Source organism: Streptomyces sp. CA-249302 (assembly GCF_050936785.1).
Lineage (GTDB): Bacteria > Actinomycetota > Actinomycetes > Streptomycetales > Streptomycetaceae > Streptomyces.
Map to the genome: position 1 here is coordinate 5499182 of NZ_JBNJMG010000001.1, position 17105 is coordinate 5516286.

At 72.5% G+C, this 17105-nt stretch carries 15 protein-coding genes and 1 pseudogene; 10 read left to right on the forward strand and 6 right to left on the reverse strand.

Features of this window, described 5'->3' with window-relative positions:
- Positions 1-3 precede the first annotated feature (3 nt).
- Complete coding sequence (locus ACQEWB_RS24750; protein WP_432834517.1) at positions 4-504, reverse strand: Lrp/AsnC family transcriptional regulator; 501 nt, start codon at positions 502-504, stop codon at positions 4-6.
- A gap of 174 nt (positions 505-678) precedes the next feature.
- Between ACQEWB_RS24750 and pdhA the strand changes: the two genes are divergently transcribed.
- The 7 genes and pseudogenes from pdhA (at position 679) to ACQEWB_RS24785 (ending at position 8781) form a co-directional block, all read left to right on the forward strand.
- Entirely contained in the window at positions 679-1812 is a 1134-nt protein-coding gene (gene pdhA / locus ACQEWB_RS24755) for a pyruvate dehydrogenase (acetyl-transferring) E1 component subunit alpha (RefSeq protein ID WP_432834519.1), read from the forward strand.
- Positions 1812-2816, forward strand: coding sequence for an alpha-ketoacid dehydrogenase subunit beta (locus tag ACQEWB_RS24760; RefSeq protein ID WP_432834521.1), 1005 nt, complete (start codon positions 1812-1814; stop codon positions 2814-2816). The genes pdhA and ACQEWB_RS24760 overlap by 1 nt, the downstream gene beginning before the upstream one ends.
- Positions 2816-4258 carry a dihydrolipoamide acetyltransferase family protein gene (locus tag ACQEWB_RS24765; protein WP_432834523.1) on the forward strand — a complete coding sequence of 481 codons (1443 nt, stop codon included), beginning with the start codon at positions 2816-2818 and terminating at the stop codon, positions 4256-4258. Before ACQEWB_RS24760 ends, ACQEWB_RS24765 begins: the two co-directional genes overlap by 1 nt.
- A 113-nt stretch (positions 4259-4371) precedes the next feature.
- Positions 4372-5315: pseudogene (locus ACQEWB_RS24770) on the forward strand (NTP transferase domain-containing protein).
- Positions 5312-6688: a molybdopterin molybdotransferase MoeA gene (locus ACQEWB_RS24775; RefSeq protein ID WP_432834525.1), complete on the forward strand. Its 1377-nt coding sequence runs from the start codon at positions 5312-5314 to the stop codon at positions 6686-6688. Before ACQEWB_RS24770 ends, ACQEWB_RS24775 begins: the two are co-directional and overlap by 4 nt.
- Positions 6685-7782: a potassium channel family protein gene (locus ACQEWB_RS24780; protein ID WP_432834527.1), complete on the forward strand. Its 1098-nt coding sequence runs from the start codon at positions 6685-6687 to the stop codon at positions 7780-7782. The genes ACQEWB_RS24775 and ACQEWB_RS24780 overlap by 4 nt, the downstream gene beginning before the upstream one ends.
- A gap of 18 nt (positions 7783-7800) precedes the next feature.
- Complete coding sequence (locus ACQEWB_RS24785) at positions 7801-8781, forward strand: NAD(P)H-quinone oxidoreductase (RefSeq protein WP_432834529.1); 981 nt, start codon at positions 7801-7803, stop codon at positions 8779-8781.
- A gap of 40 nt (positions 8782-8821) precedes the next feature.
- Here the strand turns inward: ACQEWB_RS24785 and ACQEWB_RS24790 are convergent, their stop codons facing one another.
- Complete coding sequence (locus tag ACQEWB_RS24790; protein ID WP_432834531.1) at positions 8822-9127, reverse strand: hypothetical protein; 306 nt, start codon at positions 9125-9127, stop codon at positions 8822-8824.
- Between the two features lie 570 nt (positions 9128-9697).
- Between ACQEWB_RS24790 and ACQEWB_RS24795 the strand changes: the two genes are divergently transcribed.
- Positions 9698-10255 (forward strand): PadR family transcriptional regulator, encoded by a 558-nt coding sequence (locus ACQEWB_RS24795; RefSeq protein ID WP_432834533.1) that lies wholly within the window; start codon positions 9698-9700, stop codon positions 10253-10255.
- A 117-nt stretch (positions 10256-10372) separates the two neighbouring features.
- On the forward strand, positions 10373-10915 hold the full coding sequence (locus ACQEWB_RS24800; protein WP_432834535.1) for a bacterial proteasome activator family protein: 543 nt from the start codon (positions 10373-10375) through the stop codon (positions 10913-10915).
- Positions 10916-11006: 91 nt separating this feature from the next.
- Here the strand turns inward: ACQEWB_RS24800 and ACQEWB_RS24805 are convergent, their stop codons facing one another.
- Positions 11007-12659, reverse strand: a complete 1653-nt coding sequence (locus ACQEWB_RS24805; protein ID WP_432834537.1) for a protein kinase domain-containing protein — start codon at positions 12657-12659, stop codon at positions 11007-11009.
- Positions 12660-13011: 352 nt separating this feature from the next.
- Here ACQEWB_RS24805 and ACQEWB_RS24810 point away from each other — a divergent pair, with 352 nt between their 5' ends.
- Positions 13012-14619, forward strand: a complete 1608-nt coding sequence (locus ACQEWB_RS24810; RefSeq protein ID WP_432834539.1) for a protein kinase domain-containing protein — start codon at positions 13012-13014, stop codon at positions 14617-14619.
- 119 nt (positions 14620-14738) lie between these two features.
- Here ACQEWB_RS24810 and ACQEWB_RS24815 read toward each other — a convergent pair whose 3' ends face one another.
- The 3 genes from ACQEWB_RS24815 to ACQEWB_RS24825 form a co-directional block, all read right to left on the reverse strand.
- Complete coding sequence (locus ACQEWB_RS24815; protein ID WP_432843989.1) at positions 14739-15749, reverse strand: phosphotransferase; 1011 nt, start codon at positions 15747-15749, stop codon at positions 14739-14741.
- 102 nt (positions 15750-15851) lie between these two features.
- The gene (locus ACQEWB_RS24820; RefSeq protein ID WP_432834541.1) at positions 15852-16274 is read right to left on the reverse strand and encodes a pyridoxamine 5'-phosphate oxidase family protein; all 423 of its coding nucleotides are present in this window, start codon (positions 16272-16274) and stop codon (positions 15852-15854) included.
- A gap of 49 nt (positions 16275-16323) precedes the next feature.
- Positions 16324-16989 (reverse strand): response regulator, encoded by a 666-nt coding sequence (locus ACQEWB_RS24825; RefSeq protein WP_432834543.1) that lies wholly within the window; start codon positions 16987-16989, stop codon positions 16324-16326.
- Positions 16990-17105: the final 116 nt, after the last annotated feature.

Genomic DNA, 17105 nt, shown 5'->3' on the forward strand with positions numbered 1-17105 from the left:
GCCTCAGCCCTGCGGCTCCAGGTCCTCCTCCTCGAACACCAGCAGCGTGCGCGTGCTGAGCACCTCCGGCATGGCCTGCAGCCGGGTCAGCACCAGCTCGCGCAGCGCCTTGTTGTCCGGCGTGTGCACCAGGAGCAGCACGTCGAAGTCGCCGCCCACCAGGGCGATGTGGGACGCCCCGGGCAGCTCTCTGAGCTGCTCGCGCACCGTCCGCCAGGAGTTCTGGACGATCTTCAAGGTGATGTACGCCGAGGTGCCCTGACCTGCGCGTTCGTGGTTGACGCGGGCGCCGAAGCCACGGATGACACCGTCCTCGATGAGGCGGTTGATACGCGCGTAGGCGTTGGCGCGCGAGACATGGACCCGTTCGGCGACCGACCTTATCGAGGCGCGGCCGTCCGCCTGGAGCATCTGAAGGATGTCCAGATCGATGGCGTCGAGGGGACGAGCGGGCGGCAGCGGACCGACGCTCTCCGGCCCTTCGGCCATTTGTTCAGGTGCCATGTCCCCCCGCCTCCCTACCATGGACGTACTGCGTTCATTTGAGGCTGTGGAGAACCGTTTGTCCACAGCCTGAAGGCGCCTGTAGCCAAAATGTGCCGACGACCGAACAATCGGTAGGTGAGGCGAGTCGCAACCGTGGCCCGCCGACAGCCGCTCCCACGAGGAGGTGCCGTCATGACGGTCATGGAGCAGCGGGGCGCGTACCGGCCATCGCCGCCGCCCGCCTGGCAGCCCCGCACGGACCCCGCGCCGCTGCTGCCGGACGCGGAGCCCTACCGCGTCCTCGGCACCGAGGCCGCCGCACAGGCCGATCCGGCCCTGCTGCGCCGCCTCTACGCCGAGCTGGTGCGCGGCCGTCGGTACAACGCGCAGGCGACCGCGCTCACGAAGCAGGGCCGCCTCGCCGTGTACCCCTCCAGCACCGGCCAGGAGGCCTGCGAGGTCGCCGCCGCGCTGGCCCTTCAGGAGCGCGACTGGCTCTTCCCCAGCTACCGCGACACCCTCGCCGCCGTCGCCCGCGGCCTCGACCCCGTCCAGGCGCTCACCCTCCTGCGCGGCGACTGGCACACCGGCTACGACCCGCACGAGCACCGCGTCGCCCCCCTGTGCACCCCCCTCGCCACCCAGCTCCCGCACGCCGTCGGCCTCGCCCACGCCGCCCGCCTCAAGGGCGACGACGTGGTCGCGCTCGCCATGGTCGGCGACGGCGGCTCCAGCGAGGGCGACTTCCACGAGGCGCTGAACTTCGCCGCCGTATGGCAGGCGCCGGTCGTCTTCCTGGTCCAGAACAACGGCTTCGCCATCTCCGTCCCGCTCGCCAAGCAGACCGCGGCCCCGTCGCTGGCCCACAAGGCCGTCGGCTACGGCATGCCGGGCCGTCTGGTCGACGGCAACGACGCGGTCGCCGTGCACGAGGTCCTCACCGACGCGATACGGCACGCGCGCGAGGGCGGCGGTCCCACCCTCATCGAGGCGATCACCTACCGCGTCGACGCGCACACCAACGCCGACGACGCGACCCGTTACCGAGGCGACGCCGAGGTCGAGGCCTGGCGCGCGCACGACCCGATCGCGCTCCTGGAGCACGAGCTGACCGAGCGCGGCCTCATCGACGAGGACGGCATGCGGCACGCGCGCGAGGCCGCCGAGACCATGGCCGCCGACCTGCGCGAGCGCATGAACCAGGACCCGGTCCTCGACCCCATGGACCTGTTCGCCCACGTCTACGCCGAGCCCACCCCGCAACTGCGCGAGCAGCAAGCCTTGTTGGCGGCCGAGCTCGCGGCGGAGCAGGAAGGCGGCCACTGATGACCACCGTCGCCCTCAAGCCGGCCACCATGGCACAGGCCCTCACGCGCGCACTGCGCGACGCCATGGCCGCCGACCCCACCGTGCACGTCATGGGCGAGGACGTCGGCACCCTCGGCGGCGTCTTCCGCGTCACCGACGGGCTCGCCAAGGAGTTCGGCGAGGACCGCTGCACCGACACACCGCTCGCCGAGGCCGGCATCCTCGGCACGGCGGTCGGCATGGCGATGTACGGCCTGCGGCCGGTCGTGGAGATGCAGTTCGACGCGTTCGCGTACCCCGCGTTCGAGCAGCTGATCAGCCATGTGTCGCGCATGCGCAACCGCACCCACGGGGCGATGCCTCTCCCGATCACCATCCGCGTCCCCTACGGCGGCGGCATCGGCGGTGTCGAGCACCACAGCGACTCCTCCGAGGCGTACTACATGGCGACTCCGGGGCTCCATGTCGTCACGCCCGCCACGGTCGCCGACGCATACGGCCTGCTGCGCGCGGCCATCGCCTCCGACGACCCGGTCGTCTTCCTGGAGCCCAAGCGCCTGTACTGGTCGAAGGATTCCTGGAACCCGGACGAGCCCTCGCCCGTTGATCCGATAGGCCGTGCGGTGGTGCGGCGCCCGGGCCGGAGCGCCACGCTCATCACATACGGGCCGTCGGTCCCTGTCTGCCTCGAAGCCGCCGAGGCCGCGCGGGCCGAGGGCTGGGACCTCGAAGTCGTCGACCTGCGCTCCCTGGTGCCGTTCGACGACGAGACGGTCGCGGCCTCGGTACGGCGGACCGGGCGCGCGGTCGTCGTGCACGAGTCGGGCTCCTTCGGCGGACCGGGCGGGGAGATCGCGGCCCGCGTCACCGAGCGCTGCTTCCACCACCTGGAGGCGCCGGTGCTGCGCGTGGCCGGGTTCGACATCCCGTACCCGCCGCCGATGCTGGAGCGGCACCACCTGCCCGGCGTGGACCGGATCCTGGACGCCGTCGGGCGCCTGCAGTGGGAGGCCGAGAGCTGATGGCACACGTGCTGGAGTTCAAGCTCCCCGACCTCGGGGAGGGGCTCACCGAGGCGGAGATCGTGCGCTGGCTGGTCCAGGTCGGCGACGTCGTCGCGATCGACCAGCCGGTCGTCGAGGTCGAGACGGCCAAGGCGATGGTCGAGGTGCCCTGCCCCTACGGCGGCGTCGTCACGGCCCGCTTCGGCGAGGAGGGCACGGAACTGCCCGTCGGGGCACCGCTGCTGACGGTCGCGGTGGGCCCGCAGGCCCCCGTCGGAGAGGCCGAGGGGTCGGGGAACGTGCTGGTGGGCTACGGCACGGGGGCGCCACCGGCGCGCAGGCGACGGGTGCGGCCGGCGGGGCCGGGGGGCGGTCCGGGGGCCGGTGCGGCGGTGCCTTCGGGTTCGGGTGGCGGTCCGGCGGCGTCTGGACGGCGGCCGGGTCCTGCGGACGACGGGGGCGACGGGAGGATCGCGCCCGCTGTCGGGCGGGGGCCGTTGCGGCAGAACGGCACGGTGTCGAACGGCACGGGCACGACGGCTTCCGGGGCGGTGACCGACGTGCGGGACCCGGTCCGCGGTGGGGGTCCGGTGCCGGTGATCTCGCCCCTCGTACGGCGGATCGCCCGTGAAAACGGCTTGGACCTGAGGGAGTTGACCGGATCCGGGCCCGAGGGGCTGATTCTGCGGGCCGATGTCGAGTACGCCCTTCGGGCCTCGGCCACTCACCAGGCCGCGACACCGGTGGCGGCCCCCGCGCCCGCGCTGACCGAGGGGACCCGCATCCCCCTCAAGGGCATCCGCGGTGTCGTCGCCGACAAGCTCTCCCGCAGCCGGCACGAGATACCGGACGCGACCTGCTGGGTGGACGCCGACGCGACCGAGCTCATGCGGGCGCGGGCGGCGATGAACGCGGCGGGCGGGCCGAAGATCTCGCTCCTCGCCCTGCTGGCCCGCATCTGCACGGCCGCCCTCACGCGCTTCCCCGAGCTCAACTCCACGGTCGACATGGCGGCCAGGGAGATCGTCCAGCTCGACCACGTGCATCTGGGCTTCGCCGCGCAGACCGAGCGGGGCCTCGTCGTACCGGTCGTCCGGGACGCGCACGCGCGCGACGCCGAGGCGCTGGCCGCGGAGTTCGCCCGGCTGACCGAGGCGGCCCGGGCGGGCGGCCTCACGCCCGCGGAACTCACCGGCGGGACCTTCACGTTGAACAACTACGGGGTGTTCGGCGTCGACGGCTCCACGCCGATCATCAACCACCCCGAGGCGGCCATGCTGGGCGTCGGCCGCATCGTCCCCAAGCCGTGGGTGCACGAGGGCGAGCTGGCGGTCCGCCAGGTCGTCCAGCTCTCGCTCACCTTCGACCACCGGGTCTGCGACGGCGGCACGGCGGGCGGCTTCCTGCGGTACGTGGCGGACTGCGTGGAACAGCCGACGGTGCTGCTGCGGACGCTGTGACGCGGGCGGGCGGGCCGGGCCATCAAGCCGCCGTACCGTGCCGGCCGCGCACCCTGTGACTGCGCGGCCGACCGCACGTTCCCTGTGATCGTGGCGGCACGCATACTCATGGGGTGACCTCGTACGAGCCCTCGGACGGAGCCGGCAGCGGACCGGTGTACGACGCTGTCGTGCTCGCCGGGGGCGGGGCCCGGCGGCTCGGGGGTGCCGACAAACCGGGCGTGCGGGTCGGCGGGCGGGCCCTGCTCGACCGGGTGCTCGCCGCTTGCGCCGATGCCCGTACGACCGTGGTCGTCGCCGACGCCCGGCCGACCGCGCGGCCCGTGCGCTGGGCGCGCGAGGAACCGGCGGGCGCGGGGCCCGTGGCCGCGCTGGCCGCCGGGCTGCGGCACACCACGGCCGAGCAGGTCGTCGTACTCTCCGCGGATCTGCCGTTCCTCGAAGCGGCGACCGTGCGCCGACTGCTGACCGCCCTGCACACGAGCGAGGCCGACGGCGCCCTGCTCACCGACGCCGACAACCGGGACCAGCCACTGGTCGCCGCGTACCGCACGGCGGCCCTGCACCGCGAACTCGCCGCACTGGCTTCGGGCGGGGCGACAGGCCGGCGTGACACAGCCGGCGACACCGCCGCGCCCCCACCCCCACCGGCCTCACCGGCCTCCCCCTCCGGCGGCTCACCGCCGGTCTCGCACTCACCCGCGTCCCCGACCCCGTCGCGTCCTTCGACTGCGACACCTGGGACGACATCGCCGCCGCCAGGGCACGTATCAGGGAGCATGGGCACGTGTTGGATGAATGGATTTCCGCTGCCAAGGACGAGCTGGGCATCGACCTCGACGTCGACACCGGGGTGCTGCTCGACCTCGCCCGGGACGCCGCCCACGGTGTGGCCAGGCCCGCGGCGCCCCTGACCACCTTCCTCGTCGGGTACGCCGCCGCGCAGGCCGGTGGCGGTCCCGAGGCCGTCGCCGAGGCCGCCCGCAAGGCCGCCGCCCTCGCCCTGCGCTGGGAGCAGGAGGCCGCCGAGGCCAAGCCCGATACGGACGCCGGATGACCGCCCACCCCACCCGGACGGGCGAGGACGCAGAGGACCTCGACGTCGAGGAGGTGCTCGCGCTGGTGAACGACCCGGGCCGCCGTGGCCCCGCAGACCAGACCCCCGCCCCGCGGGCCGCCGCCGCGGAGGGCGCCGCGGCTCACAAGCCCGACGCGCACCACCGCGCCACCCCCTGGCCCGAGGCCCGTGCCATCGCCGCCCGCGCCGCCCGTACCGCTACCCGGTCCGCCCGGCGCGCCCTCGTCTCCGTCCCCCTGGACGCGGCCCTCGGCCTCACCCTCGCCGCCCCCCTCGACGCCCTCACCGACCTGCCCTCCTTCGACACCTCGGCGATGGACGGCTGGGCGGTCGCCGGACCCGGCCCCTGGGACGTACGCGACGAAGGCGTGCTGGCCGGGCACGGGGAGCCGGAGCCGCTGACCGACGGCGAGGCCGTCCGGATCGCCACCGGCGCCCGTATCCCCCCGGACACCACCGCCGTGCTGCGCGCCGAGCACGGCCGCACCGACGCCCAGGACCGCCTGCACGCCACCCGGGACATGCAGCACGGCCAGGACATCCGGCCCCGCGGGCAGGAGTGCCGCTCCGGCGACCAGCTCCTCCCCGTCGGCACCCTGGTGACCCCGGCCGTGCTCGGGCTCGCGGCCGCCGCCGGCTACGACACCCTCACCGCCGTCCCCCGCCCCCGCGTCGAAGTCCTCGTCCTCGGCGACGAGTTGCTCACCGCGGGTCGGCCGCACGACGGCCTCATCAGGGACGCGCTAGGCCCGATGCTGCCGCCCTGGCTGCGTGCGCTCGGCGCCGAGGTCACCGCCGTACGCCGGCTCGGCGACGACGCCAAGGCGTTGCACAAGGCGGTCACCGGCTCCGGCGCCGACCTGATCGTCACCACCGGCGGCACAGCCTCCGGCCCCGTCGACCACGTCCACCCCACCCTCAAGCGCATCGGCGCCGAACTCCTCGTGGACGGCGTCAAGGTGCGCCCCGGCCACCCCATGCTGCTGGCCCGCACCAAGGAGAACCAGCACCTCGTAGGCCTCCCCGGCAACCCCCTGGCCGCCGTGTCCGGCCTGCTCACCCTCGCCGAGCCGCTGCTGCGCACCCTCGCCGCGCACCCCGCGCCGGAGCCGTACGCGCTGCCCTTGCAGGACACGGTCCACGGGCACCCGTACGACACCCGGCTCATCCCCGTCGTGCTGCGCGGCGAGGTCGCCGTGCCGCTGCACTACAACGGCCCGGCCATGCTGCGTGGCATCGCGGCGGCCGACGCCCTCGCCGTCGTACCACCCGGTGGTGCCCGGGCGGGTCAGGAGCTCGAACTCCTCGACCTGCCCTGGGCGTCCGCCGGAATCGGGGTGTGTTTCACGTGAAACTTCCGGGCCATGACGCGATCGCCCGGCAGGCGGACGAACACCTCGTGACCCATCGGGTGAAACTCCCCAAGAAGGTGGTGGAGCGGCCGATCCGGCAGGTCGGCAAACGGCTGCTGATGGCGCTGCTGGTGCTGGTCGCGACCGCCCTCATCGTCTACGCGGACGCCGACGGCTACAACGACAACGCGGACGGCTCGGTCGACCTCGTCGACTCCTTCTACTACGCGACCGTCACGCTCTCCACCACCGGCTACGGCGACATCACCCCCGTCAGCCACGCCGCCCGGCTCACCAACATCCTCGTCGTCACGCCCCTGCGCGTGCTGTTCCTGATCATCCTGGTCGGCACCACGCTCGAGGTCCTCACCGAGCGCACCCGGGAGGAATGGCGCCTCAACCGCTGGAGGTCCACCTTGCGGGATCACACCGTCGTCGTCGGCTTCGGGACGAAGGGGCGGTCGGCGATCCAGACCGTGTGTGCGACCGGGTTGAACAAGGAGCAGGTCGTCGTGGTCGACCCCAGTGCCAAGGTGATCGACGCGGCGACGGCCGACGGCTACGCCGGTGTCATAGGGGACGCCACCCGCAGCGAGGTGCTCAAGCGGGCCGAGGTGCAGCGGGCGCGGCAGATCATCATCGCGACCCAGCGCGACGACACCGCGGTCCTGGTGACCCTGACGGCCCGCCAGCTCAACCGCACCGCCAAGATCGTGGCCGCGGTGCGGGAGGAGGAGAACGCGCCGCTGCTCCAGCAGTCCGGCGCCGACGCGGTCATCACCAGCGCCAGCGCGGCCGGCCGCCTCCTCGGACTGTCCGTGCTCAGCCCCGCGGTCGGCATGGTGATGGAGGACCTGATCCAGCAGGGCAGCGGGCTCGACATCGTCGAACGCCCGGTGACCAGGGCCGAGACGGGCAAGGGCCCGCGCGAGACGGAGGACCTGGTGGTGAGCGTCGTACGCGGGCACCGGGTGCTCGGATACGACGATCCGGCCGTCGGCGAGCTCCAGTTGACGGACCGGCTGATCACGATCGTGCGGGCGACGCCGGGCACGCAGATCGCCCCCGATGCCAAGCGCCTCCAGCAGAACTGACGGAGTAGCGTCCCTTTCATGTATGCGATCACGATTCCCGAACCTGGTGGGCCCGAGGCGCTGGTGTGGGACGAGGTTCCCGATCCCGTGCCCGGCGAGGGCGAGGTCCTGGTCGAGGTGGTGGCCGGCGCCGTCAACCGCGCCGACATCCTCCAGCGGCAGGGCTTCTACGACCCACCGCCCGGCGCGTCCCGATACCCCGGCCTGGAGTGCTCCGGCCGGATCGCCGCGCTCGGCCCCGGCGTCTCCGGCTGGGCCGTCGGCGACGAGGTGTGCGCGCTGCTCGCGGGCGGCGGTTACGCCGAGAAAGTCGCCGTACCGGCGGGCCAGCTGCTGCCCGTTCCCGAGGGCGTCGACCTCAAGACGGCAGCGGCGCTGCCCGAGGTGGTCTGCACGGTCTGGTCCAACGTCTTCATGATCGCTCACCTGCGCCCTGGCGAGACCCTGCTCGTGCACGGCGGCTCCAGCGGCATCGGCACGATGGCGATCCAGCTGGCCAAGGCCGTCGGCGCCAAGGTCGCCGTCACCGCGGGCACCAAGGAGAAGCTGGACTACTGCGCCGAACTGGGCGCCGAGATCCTCGTCAACTACCGGGAGCAGGACTTCGTCGAGGAGGTCAAGAAGGCCACGGGCGGGGCGGGCGCCGACGTCATCCTCGACAACATGGGCGCCAAGTACCTGGACCGCAACGTCCAGACCCTCGCCGTCAACGGCCGCCTCGCCGTCATCGGCATGCAGGGCGGCATCAAGGGCGAGCTGAACCTCGCCGCGCTGTTGGGCAAGCGTGCCGCGGTCACGGCCGCCTCGCTGCGGGCGCGTCCGCTGGAGGAGAAGGCGGCCATCGTGGCGGCCGTCCGCGAACACGTCTGGCCGCTGCTGGCCGGCGGCCACGTCCGCCCGGTCGTCGACCGCGAACTCCCGATGAGCGACGCGGCCGCCGCGCACCGGGTGGTGGAGGAGAGCGGGCACATCGGCAAGGTGCTGCTGGTCGTGCCCTGACGGGTCCGGCCGCCGAGGGGACGGGCACCTCGGCGGTGAACTAACTCCGCCGCAACCGAAGCCCGATGAACGCGAGTCCCAGGCCGAGCCCGATCAGGACCAGCCCGCTGCCCAGCGGCAGGATCCGCAGCACGGGCTCGGCCGGCGCCTCGGCCCGCGTGACGGTCTGCCGTACCGGCGGGGCGGGCGGCACGGGACTGACCCGCGCGGCCTGCGCCGACCGGTCGGCCTCCGGGCTCTCGCCGTCGCCGCCGCCGTCCGCGTCGCCCTCCGGGACGTCACCGCCGTCGCCGCCGGCCTCCTCGCCCACCGCCTCGTCACTGGCGTCGTCCGCAGGCGTCGACACCTCCGCCCGCCCCGGCCGCTCCCGCCCCTCCCCGGCCACACTCCCGGCCCGCGACGGCTCACGATCATGGGGAGAAGCGGACCCGGAGGGCCCGGGAGCCGGTGCCCGCCCGACACCGTGCGTCGATACGGGGGCGTCCGACGGGACGGCGCCGGACGTCCATACGGGAGCGGACGTCGATACGCCGCCGTACGACGAAACGGGTGCGTACGACGAACCGATCGCGTACGACGAAACGCCCCCGTACGACGAAACGCCCCCGTCCCTCGATGCACGCCCGTCCGTCGATACGCGCCCGTACGACGAAGCACCCCCGTACGACGAAGCACCCCCGTACGACGAAGCACCCCCGTACGACGAAGCACCCCCGTACGACGAAGCACCCCCGTACGCCGTCGCACCTCCACCCACCGGCACCCCGAAAACCGTCACCCCGACACCCACCCCCACCACCACTCCCGCCCCCCTCAAAGCACGCAGCCATGAAGTCACGTCCCAAGCGTCGCCCCGTGTCGCACGTCCGGCATTTCGGGTTCCGCCAAATAACCGGAGCGGCTGCACAATCCGGGTATGTCGATACGTCACGGCCTGCTGGCGCTGCTGGAACACGGCCCCCGTTACGGCTCCCGGCTGCGCACTGAGTTCGAGGCGCGTACCGGCGGGACCTGGCCGCTGAACATCGGGCAGGTCTACACGACCCTCGGCCGGCTGGAGCGGGACGGGATGGTCGTGCAGGACGGCGAGGACGAGGCGGGGCGGGCGCTGTACGTGCTGACGCGGGCCGGGCGGGACGAGCTGCGGGCGTGGTTCGGGACGCCCGTGGAGCGGGCGAGCCCGCCCCGCGACGAGCTGGCGATCAAGCTGGCGCTGGCCGTCGGCGCGCCCGGCGTGGACGTGCGGGCGGTCGTGGAGGCGCAGCGCCGGCATGTGGCGGACGCGCTGCACGAGTACGTACGGCAGCGGGCGCAGGCGCTGGCCAGGACGCCCGAGCACCCCGACGAGGTGGCGCGGCTGCTGGTCCTGGAGCAGCTGATCTGCCACGCGGAGGCGGAGATCCGCTGGCTGGACCACTGCGAGGCCCGCCTGCTGCGGCTGATCACCGTCACCAGGGCGCGCCCCGAGGAGTGACGCCATCCCCACCCGCACAGAATCTCCCGCGCACAATCTTCCGCACCGTAAACGGTGGATCACCTTCCACGGGGGGCACCACGGTGATGAGATGCACGGGTGCGAGAGAATGGCGGCATGGAGATGCCGAGGAACGAACGGTCGCCGGAGAATCCCCAGATCCTGGTCGTTGGCCAGGACGGCATGGCGATTGGCGGCGGCACAGACGAGGACTCCCGCGAGATCCCGGTGACGGACCAGGTCGAGCAGCCGGCCAAGGTGATGCGGATCGGCAGCATGATCAAGCAGCTGCTGGAGGAGGTGCGGGCGGCTCCTCTGGACGAGGCGAGCCGGGCCCGGCTGAAGGAGATCCACCGCAGTTCGGTGAAGGAGCTGGAGGACGGTCTGGCGCCGGAGCTGGTCGACGAGTTGGAGCGGCTGTCCCTGCCGTTCCAGGACGAGGGCACCCCGAGCGACGCGGAACTGCGTATCGCGCAGGCCCAGTTGGTGGGCTGGCTGGAGGGCCTCTTCCATGGCATCCAGACCACGCTGTTCGCCCAGCAGATGGCCGCGCGGGCGCAGTTGGAGCAGATGCGCCGCGCGCTGCCGCCCGGGGTCGGGCACGAGATGGGCGAGGACGGCGGCCAGGCGGCCGGCCGCACCGGCGGGCCGTACCTGTAGGCCGGGACGGACCCGTAGCGGCGTAACGGTCCCGTAGCGACGTACACGAAAGGGCCCGGCGGCCGAGACCGCCGGGCCCTTCGTATGCGCGTCAGCTGGCCGGGTTGCCCGTCGAGACCTTCAGGGTGACCTGGACGTCGTCCGGGTCGGCGTCCTCCCCGGCCTCCGGCGACTGCTCGATCACCGAGCCCTCGCCGTAGGTGTTCTCGTCGATGTCCTCGACCTTGACCGACCACCCGGCGGCCGTCAGACAGTCCTTGACCGAGTCGATGTACTTGAACCGGAAGTCGGGGATCCGGATCTTGTTCTCGTCGGTGTACGACTCCTGCGGCTCGGTGCACTCCGTCGAGTCGATCACCTTGGATGTGTCCGGCCCGCGGTACCCCTCCGCGTGTGTCGCCGAGGTGCTCACGTCCGTGGTGCCACCGCTGCTGCTGCTGCCACTGCTGTCGTCGCTGCTCTTCTTGCCGCTGTTGAGCAGGATCGCCGCCAGTACCCCGGTCACGGCGATGATCGCCACTATCACCATGATGACGACCACCGGTCTGTTGCCCCGGTCGCCGGCCCGCGAGGGCGGGGGCGTCGCGGGCTGCGGCGAGAGGTTGTACGGCGCCGGGGTCTGCGGCTGCTGCGGGAACGGCGGCGGCGTCTGGTAGCCGCCCTGCTGCGGATAGCCGTAGGAGGGAGAAGGGGTCGGCGAAGGCGCCGGTGTGCCGTACGGGTTCGGGGTCGGGGCCGGCTGGTACGGCTGCTGGACCGGGAGCGGCGGCGGGGTCGCGTGGTTGACCGGCGGGAACACCGCGGCACCGACGCCCGCGCCGCTCGCGGTGGGTGCGCCGGGGACGATGCTCGGCGGGGCGGCCTGGAGGGAGGAGACCACCCGCAGGCACTCGTCGCGCATGGCCTCGGCGCTCGGGAAGCGCTCGTTCGGGTTCTTCTTCAGCGCGCGGGCGATGAGCGCGTCCACGGCCGGCGGCAGCGCCCGGTTGATCGAGGAGGGCGCCACCGGCTCCTCCTGGACATGCGCGTACGCGATCGCCAGTGGCGAGTCCGCGTCGAACGGCAGCCGCCCGGTGACCAGTTGGAACAGCACGATGCCGACCGAGTACAGGTCGGAGCGGGCGTCCACGGCGCGGCCCAGGGCCTGTTCGGGCGACAGGTACTGCGGGGTGCCGACGACCATGCCGGTCTGCGTCATCGAGGTGACGCCGGACTGCATGGCACGCGCGATGCCGAAGTCCATCACCTTGACGACACCGCGCTTGGTCACCATCACGTTGCCCGGCTTGATGTCCCGGTGGACCAGCCCCATCTCGTGGCTGATCTCCAGCGCCGCCAGTACGTCCGCGGTGACCTTCAGCGCCTTGTCGGCGGGCATCGCGCCGAACTGCCGTACGTCCTGGTCCAGCACCGAGCCCAGCGGGCGGCCCTCGACGTACTCCATGACGATGTACGGCGTCGTCATCGAGTCGACGCTGTCCTCGCCGGTGTCGAAGACCGAGACGATGTTGGTGTGCGTGAGCTTGGCCACGGCCTGGGCCTCGCGGCGGAAGCGCTCGCGGAAGGCCTGCTCGCGGCCGAGCTCGGTGTGCAGGGTCTTGATCGCGACCTGCCGGTCCAGCACGGAGTCGTAGGCGAGGTGTACGGAGGCCATGCCGCCCTCGCCGAGCAAGTCGCGCAGCTGATAGCGGCCACCGGCCAGCGCCCGCCCCGCATACCGGCCCTGTGCGCCGTCCTGGCTCATCTTCCGCGTCCCCCATAGGCCTTCAGGCGCCGTAGACCGTCATCGCCGGGCTGAAAGTCAGTGATCGAATGTGTTAATCCCGGCCAAGTCTGCCCGAGGGCACTGACACGTCAAGCGCGATGCCCGTTCCGTGACCGTACGCGAAAGAAGCGTCGTGGGAGCGTTACAGAGGTTGTACTCGCGGTACACAGAATTTGCACGACGGCCGGGGGTGACGGTTTGATGGCCGGTCCGTCTCGTGTCGGTTCCGGCTTCCTTCTCGGACCGGCGGCTTGCGCCGAGGCTGTAGCGTGGCCGACGGAGACCGTAACAACACCGCGCGCACCGCGGGCAGAAACGACGGCGAGGACTGATGGCACAGCAGCAGCGCGCCCAGGGCCCGTCCGACCCCGAGGCGACTGGCGGCGGTATGTCAGATGCGCCGGAGCTGTGGGGTAACGGCGGGCTGGTCGGGGACGGCCGGTACCGGCTGACCCGCAGACTCGGCCGGGGCGGCATGGCAGAGGTGTTCGCCGCCGAGGACGTGCGTCTCGGGCGCACCGTCGCGGTCAAGCTGCTCCGAGCCGATCTCGCCGAGGACCCGGTCTCCAAGGCCCGCTTCACGCGCGAGGCGCAGTCCGTGGCCGGCCTCAACCACCATGCGATCGTCGCCGTGTACGACTCCGGCGAGGACACGCTGCCCAATAACGGCTACGCCGCGGGCGGCGGCCAGTCGGTGCCGTACATCGTCATGGAGATCGTCGAGGGGCGCACCATCCGCGACCTCCTCATCAACGCCGAGGCGCCGGGCCCCGAGCAGGCCCTGATCATCGTCTCCGGTGTCCTGGAGGCGCTCGCCTACTCGCACCAGCACGGCATCGTGCACCGCGACATCAAGCCGGCGAACGTCATCATCACCCACAACGGCGCGGTCAAGGTGATGGACTTCGGCATCGCGCGTGCCCTGCACGGCGCGTCCACCACGATGACGCAGACCGGCATGGTCATGGGCACGCCGCAGTACCTCTCCCCGGAGCAGGCGCTCGGCAAGGCCGTCGACCACCGCTCCGACCTGTACGCGACCGGCTGCCTGCTGTACGAACTCCTCGCGCTGCGGCCCCCGTTCATCGGCGAGACCCCGCTGTCGGTGGTCTACCAGCACGTCCAGGACATCCCGGTCCCGCCGTCCCAGGTCTCCGAGGGCGTCGCCCCGCCGGAGCTCGACGGCCTCGTCATGCGCTCGCTCGCCAAGGAGCCCGACGACCGCTTCCAGACGGCCGAGGAGATGCGCGGGCTGGTCCAGTACGGCCTCCAGATGCTCTACGACCAGGGCGGGCACACCGGCACCTGGAACACCGGCCCGGTCGACATGCACGAGGGCCGGCACACCCCGGCGTCCGGTTTCGCCGGCACGACGGTGCTCCCGCACCCCGGCGACGGCTCCGGCACCACGCAGATCCCGCAGCCGATCCTGCCCGGCGGTTACGGCGGCGGGGACGACGGCGGCTTCGAGGGGCACGGCAACCGGGGCAGCGGCCGCGGCAAGCTGTGGATCCTGGCCGTCCTCGCGGTGATCGCCATCGCGGCGGGCGTCGCCCTGGCGTTGCAGAAGGGCAACGGAGACAGCGGCAGCGACGGCACCACGCAGTCCCCGACCACCTCGCAGACCAGCAAGGACGACACGGCCTCGGAGACGCCGAGCGACGAGGCGAGCGACACGTCCACCGACACGTCGACGGACGACACCTCCGGCACGACCTCGGGGTCGGGGGACTACACCCCGTCCTCCACCCCGTCGTACACGCCGTCCCAGAGCGCGAGCAGCGAGCCGACGGACGAGCCGACGGACGAGCCGACGACCAGCGACCCGACGACCAGTGACCCGACCACCGCGAACCCGTCGAGCGGCACGACCGACCCCGCGGACGGCGGCGCCGACAACGGCGGCACGACCGGCATCACGGCCGGCCTCGGGGGCTGACCCGGATCGCACTGATCGACCGCACGCGCGCGTAGGGCCGTAGAACGCCTCCACGCGCGCGTGCTGCTTTTCCGGGCCGCCGTCTCATCCGCTCGGTCTGCTCGGTCCACTCGGTCTGCTCAGTCCGCGAACGCCTCGCACACCGCGTCGTACTCCCGTGTCCACCACACCGCGAGTGCCGACGTCGCCGGGAACTGGCAGTCCGCGCGGGTGTCGCCCCGCTCGTAGTGCCAGCGCAGCATCCAGAAGTCGTTGAGGCGCTCCCACCACACCCGGTGTACGGCCGCCGCGAGCTGGGAGGGCGTGGCGCCGGCCGTGCGCCGGTACGCGCGCGCGTACGCCCGCACCTTCGGCAGGTCGAGCGCCCCCACGGGCCGTACGAAGAAGATCGCGGCGGCGCGTACGGCCTCCTCCGCGCGCGGGCGCAGACCGAGCCGGTCCCAGTCGACGATCGCGGCCGGGGCGTCGCCCTTGTAGAGCAGGTTGAACGGGTGGAAGTCCCCGTGCACCCAGCCCACCGAGCCCCCGCGCGCGGGCCGCCGCCCGGAGTGCTGCTCCAGCAGCGCGCGCCGCTCCAGGAGCCGGTGCCGGGCCAGCTCGTCGAAGGAGTCGGCCGGGCGGTGCCGCCGTACCCGCCCCAGCAGCTCGTCGATGAGGGTGAACGTGTCCGCGGGGTCCGCGCTCTCGGCGCGCGGATCCGCGGCGCGCGCCCGCGCGTGCTCCGGCATCACCCGCTCCAGACTCGCGTGTACGACGCCCAGGAGCGCCCCCAGCCGCTCGCACTGCCCTGCGGTGAGCTGGCCGCCGTGCCGGTGCCGGCCGTCGATCCAGGGGTGCAGGGCGTATGCGTGCCCGCCGACGACGGCGACCGTGCGCCCGTCCCGGCCGGGCAGCGGGGGCGCCACCGGGACGCCCAGGTCGGCCAGGCGCTGGGTGGCCCGGTGCTGGCGGGCGATGGCGGCCGGGTCGGCGGTCTCGGGGTCGAAGTGGTGCTTGAGGAAGTAGTGGCCCCGGGTGGTGCACAGGCGGTAGCCGCGGTTGAGCAGGCCCTGGTCGACGGGCTCGCAGGCGACCGGGGAACCGGCGGTGTACTGGCGCAGCAGGGCGCCCAGCGGGGGCGCGTGGGGCACATGGGGTGGTACATGGGAGCGCGGCACGCGCCAGATGCTAGGGCACGAGCCGGGCCCGTGAGCTGGGCGTTGTCGCAGACAGTCGTCGTCAGTCGCTTTCGGTCACGGGATGTGCTCGAAGTGGCGTTCCAGGCCATCGTCGGTGGAATGGACCGTGCCGAGCTGTGGCTCGACGCTCAGGTAGACGGGCTCGTAGGGCTCGCCGTCCACGAGGAGTGGTGCCGCCCCGAACCGCTCCAGCTCGGCGGCCGACGGCTCGTGTGCCGCGCACTCGCCCACGACCTGGACCGACCACAGGCTCTCCCCGGGCCGGGCCGAGCTCAGGTTGTCCGCGCCGTACGCGACCACGCTCCCGGCGCACGCCCGGTGGTACCCGCAGCTGCGGGGCAGCCGCAGCAGGACCCGGCCGTCCTGCACGATGTGCCGGGCGAAGGCGAGGAAGGGCAGGGCGCGCATGCTGGTGGCGACCCGGCCGTAGTCGGTGCGGGCGAGCAGCTCGACGGCGAGACGTTCGTCGGAGGGCATGCATCCAATGTCGGACGAAGGGCCCTCCCCGGGAAGAGGTCTTTGGTCCTCAGTGGCGCTGCTGTTCGACCTGCATGCGGGCCACGTAGGCCGCCGCCTGCGACCGCCGCTGCATACCGAGTTTGGAAAGCAGACTCGATACGTAGTTCTTGATCGTCTTCTCGGCGAGGTGCAGCTCCTCGCCGATCTGCCGGTTGGTGAGGCCCTCGCCGATCAGGTCGAGGATCCTGCGCTCCTGCTCGGTCAGCTGCGCGAGCCGGTCGTCCTGCTTGTCCTTGCCGCCGTCGCGCAGCCGCTCCAGCACGCGCGCGGTGGCCACCGGGTCGAGCAGGGACCGGCCGGCCGCGACGTCCCGGACCGCCGTCAGCAGCTCGTTGCCCCGGATGGCCTTGAGGGCGTAGCCGGAGGCGCCCGCCATGATCGCGTCGAACAGGGCCTCGTCGTCCGCGAACGAGGTCAGCATCAGGCACTTCACCGACTCGTCCCGGGACCGGATCTCCCGGCACACCTCGACGCCGCTGCCGTCCGGGAGGCGTACGTCGAGCACCGCCACGTCGGGCCGGGTGGCCGGAATCCGTACCAGTGCGTCGGCCGCCGTGCCGGCCTCGCCGACCACCTCGATGTCGTCCTCGACCGACAGCAGCTCATGGACCCCGCGCCGGACCACCTCGTGGTCGTCGAGCAGAAATACCCTGATTTTTCCGTCTTCGCGCACGTAGGCAGTCTCACACAGGGGTTCGCGTCCCGCCCGAGGTGGGCTCTTCCCGTGACCTGGGTCACCGGGATAACGTGCCGTTGTTCCGGCCCCCTGCAAGGCTGTGACCAGGAGAT